5 protein-coding genes and 1 pseudogene are annotated in these 3,798 nt (G+C 63.0%); 5 read left to right on the forward strand and 1 reads right to left on the reverse strand.

Translation table 11 applies throughout. The features are described 5' to 3' along the window. A pseudogene (locus AHiyo1_RS05320) lies at positions 1–366 on the forward strand (M23 family metallopeptidase); the annotation flags it as partial. A gap of 33 nt (positions 367–399) precedes the next feature. Here AHiyo1_RS05320 and AHiyo1_RS05325 read toward each other — a convergent pair. Continuing rightward, positions 400–1,590, reverse strand: coding sequence for an acyl-CoA dehydrogenase family protein (locus AHiyo1_RS05325; protein WP_059387850.1), 1,191 nt, complete (start codon positions 1,588–1,590; stop codon positions 400–402). A 138-nt stretch (positions 1,591–1,728) separates the two neighbouring features. Between AHiyo1_RS05325 and AHiyo1_RS05330 the strand changes: the two genes are divergently transcribed. From AHiyo1_RS05330 to AHiyo1_RS05345, 4 genes are all read left to right on the forward strand, one after another. Further along, the gene (locus AHiyo1_RS05330; RefSeq protein WP_059387851.1) at positions 1,729–2,601 is read left to right on the forward strand and encodes an SGNH/GDSL hydrolase family protein; all 873 of its coding nucleotides are present in this window, start codon (positions 1,729–1,731) and stop codon (positions 2,599–2,601) included. A 104-nt stretch (positions 2,602–2,705) separates the two neighbouring features. After that, positions 2,706–3,044: a hypothetical protein gene (locus AHiyo1_RS05335; protein ID WP_059387852.1), complete on the forward strand. Its 339-nt coding sequence runs from the start codon at positions 2,706–2,708 to the stop codon at positions 3,042–3,044. After that, on the forward strand, positions 3,032–3,241 hold the full coding sequence (locus AHiyo1_RS05340; protein ID WP_059387853.1) for a polysaccharide deacetylase family protein: 210 nt from the start codon (positions 3,032–3,034) through the stop codon (positions 3,239–3,241). Before AHiyo1_RS05335 ends, AHiyo1_RS05340 begins: the two co-directional genes overlap by 13 nt. Before the next feature lie 38 nt (positions 3,242–3,279). Next, positions 3,280–3,777 (forward strand): hypothetical protein, encoded by a 498-nt coding sequence (locus AHiyo1_RS05345; protein ID WP_148667437.1) that lies wholly within the window; start codon positions 3,280–3,282, stop codon positions 3,775–3,777. Positions 3,778–3,798 lie beyond the last annotated feature (21 nt).

The following is a 3,798-nucleotide window of genomic DNA, read 5'->3' on the forward strand; positions in this document are numbered from 1 at the left end:
CTGCGTGGCTTCGACCCTCCGGACAAGCCGTGGCTGAGCGGGCACCGCGGAGTGGATCTGCAAGCAGTCGACGACGGCGTCACGGTCGCCGCCCCCGCCGACGGCACCGTGCGCTTCGTGGGCGTCGTGGTGGATCGTCCGGTGATCACCATCGACCACGGGGACGGATTGCGGAGCAGCTTTGAACCAGTGGACAGCGAACTCGCAGAGGGCGCACCCGTGAGCAAGGGCCAAGCCATCGGAGTAGTGAAAACCGGCCACTGCCCGGGATCACCGTGCCTTCACTGGGGAGTGCGGAAGGGGGAGGACTACGTCAACCCGCTCGCCTTCGTCACGGATCTCCGGCCGTCTGTGTTGCTGCCCCTGGATGATGTGCTGTCGCTGGACGATGTGCTGTCGCTAGACGATCGCGGAAATCCCCGTGATCGCCCTCCCCGTCACAAGAGTATTGATTTCGTGGGTTCCCTCGTAGGAGTAGATCGCCTCGGCGTCGGCGAAGATCTTGGCCATCTCGTAGTCCGTGACAATGCCGTTTCCGCCCAGGATGCCGCGGCCCAGGGCAACACTTTCGCGCATGCGGGCCGTGGTGAAGGCTTTCGCCAGCGCGGATTGCTCATCCTTGGCTACCCCGGCATCCTCAAGCTGGGCGAGGCGGACCATCATGCCCATGGAGCTGACTGTGTTGCCCAGAATCTGAACGAGTTGTTGCTGCACCAATTGGAACGATGCCAAGGGCCTCCCGAACTGCATCCGCTCAACCGCGTAGCGGCGGGCAACGTCGAACGCGGCAAGCTGCTGGCCCACAGCCTGCCACGCGACCGAAAGCCGTGTGACTTTGAGGACTTTGTTGGTGTCCCTGAAACTGTTGGCATTGGCCAGCTTGAAGAAGTCCGGGACCACGACGTTTTCGAGGGTGATGTCAGCATTCTGGACGGTCCGCAGCGAGATCTTGTTCTCGATCTTGCTGGCCTTGAATCCAGGGAGGCTCGTATCCACCAGGAAGCCCTTGACCTGATTGTCGTCGAGGTCGCGGGCGAAGATCACAACCCAGTCCGAGAAGGTGGCGTTGCCGATCCAGCGCTTGGCCCCGTTGAGGATCCAGTTGTCGCCGTCGCGGCGCGCGGTGGTCCGCGTGCCTCCTGCGACGTCCGAGCCACCCAATGGCTCGGTCAGCCCAAAGGCTCCGATTTTCTTGAGGGAGTATATGTCCGGCAGCCAGGCGTCCTGTTGCTCCTGAGAGGCCAACGCCTCGATGGAACCGGTGAACAAGCCGTCGTGGACGCCCATGAACGTGGCAATTGAAGCATCGGCGCGGGTTGCCTCTGCGTGGACAAGGCCGGCGAATACGTTGGAATAGCCTTGCCGCCTCACCGGACTGACCAGGTCAATCTCAGCAAGCTTGGGAATCAGGGCCATGGGGAATTCCCCGCGGTTCCAGCAATCGACGGCAATCGGCTTGACCTCACGGGAAAGGAAGGTGCGGATCTCCGCCAGCCGGTCCTGCTCCTTGCCCGTGAGCAATTGCTCAAAGCCATAGAAGTCACCGTCGGCGTACGGGAGATTCTCTAGGTCGATTGCTGCCTTGGACATGGCACTCCTTCACGTAAGTTACTGGTGAGTAACTTACAGCAATGACGGTCCCGCCACAAGCAACGGGTGCACCCCTCTTGACGGTGTGCGTCTTGCATAGCCGTGGCGCGTTAGGCCCGGTAGGAGCAGTATGGAGGGATGAACGCTCCCAGCGCCGAAAGTCCGGCGCAGGGAGGCTCCGTTGGTTCCGGGGCCCGCCTGCACCCGTGGAGCCGTTACGTGGCCTTGGGTGATTCGTTCACCGAAGGGGTAGGAGATCCGGAGCCTCGCAGCCCGGGGGGCTTGCGAGGCTGGGCGGACCGGGTCGCGGAAGAACTGAGTGCCGGCCACGACGACTTCGCTTACGCGAATCTGGCAGTCCGAGGACGGCTGCTCCATCAGATCCTGGATGAGCAGATCGTCCCCGCCCTGGCCCTGCAACCGGATCTGATCACTCTCAATGCCGGGGGCAATGACCTGATCTTCCGCAGAAGCGATCCCGACAAACTCGCCGCCCGGATGGACGCCGGCGTGCAACTCCTCGCCTCTACCGGTGCAACGGTTGTGCTGTTCGCCGGACCGGACTGGGGCGATACGCCCGTGCTGGGACACACCCGCGCCAAGGTAGCCATCTTCAACGAGAACCTGCGCACCATCGCCGCGCGCCACGACGCGGTAATCGCTGATCTTTGGGCCCTGCGTCAACTCACCCACCCTCGAATGTGGGATCCGGACCGGCTGCACTTTTCTCCCCTGGGCCAGCACACCATCGCCATCATGGTGCTCGATACCCTCAACGTCCCCCACACTTTGGAACCGATGACACCGAAAGACCTACCTGGGCGCACGTGGCGTGAAGCACGGACCGATGACATTATCTGGGCACGGGAGCACCTTTTCCCATGGGTCCTGCAACGTCTCAAGCAAAGAGTCTCCGACGACGGGCGGCACGCAAAGCGGCCGGATCCAGGCCCCGTGTTCGGCGCCTGGATGCCGCCCGGAACGTTCGTGGAAAACGAGCCACAGAGCTAATTAGCTACATCAGGCCCGATACCTAAGGGAGCGGCAAAAAGAACGAGTGTTGACCACTCGTTTTTGCGGCTACCTGTTGGCCGTAGCCTCGAAAGTACGCGTGTGTGAGCAAATCACAACCGGGTGCCGCCCGCCGGAACCCAGATCGGACTCCCTCTTCGAGCGGCACCTTCTTGGAAATCAACGAAGGATCACTCGGCGTCTGGTGCATTACCCAGGCTGGGGAGGAGTTGACCATGGGTGCCACGGATAAGCAACAGGGGGCAACTGTATCGCCGCTCGAGAGCCGCGCAGGGCCCGGCGTCTCCGGAATCCGGATCGTTAACCACTTCCGCAAACGCTGGACCGCTTTTGGCAGCACGGCGCTGATTGTTGCCGGCCTGCTGGCCGGAGTGGGGTTCGCCGCACCGGCGCTGCCGCGGCAAACACGGTGGTCTCGCTAACGTTCGATGACGGCAACGCGGACCAGTTGACGGCCGAAGCCACGCTCAGGAGCCTGGGCCTGGTCGGCACGTTTTTCATCACCACCGGGTGGATCGACCAGCCCACCTACCTGACCACTGCCAACCTCCAGCAGATCGCCGCCGACGGCAATGAAATCGGCGGCCACACGGTCACCCACCGGATCTTGTGTCCCTGACCCCCGCCGAGTCGACACGGCAGATCTGCAACGGGCGCGTGGCACTGATGAACATGGGCTTCAAAGTCACCAGCTTCGCTTATCCCTTCGCTTCCGAAGACCCCGCCACGGAGGCCCTGGTGAAACAGTGCGGATTCAACAGCGCCCGCGGCCTGGGCGACACTTCCAGCAAGGACCCGGCCTCGGCGACGCTTCCCGCGGCAGACACCATCCCGCCGGCGAATCCCTACGTCACTGCGGCACCGGATGAGGTGGACAGCACCTGGACCCTGCAGAATCTGGAGAACCAGGTGACACACGCCCAAACGACCGGTGGCGGGTGGGTCCAACTGACCTTCCACCACATCGCCGTCGGCACGGACCCCACGCTGACGATCACCCCGGCCTTGTTCAACCAGTTCGCCACCTGGCTGGCACAGCAAAAGACCGCCGGTACCGTCGCGGTTAAGACGGTGGACCAGGTCATCGGCGGGACCCAGCAGCCCGCCGTTCAGGGCCTGCCGTACCTCCCCCACCCCCTCCGGGGACGAACATGATTCAAAACCCCGGCTTGGAGA

The organism is Arthrobacter sp. Hiyo1, from assembly GCF_001263615.2.
GTDB lineage: Bacteria > Actinomycetota > Actinomycetes > Actinomycetales > Micrococcaceae > Arthrobacter.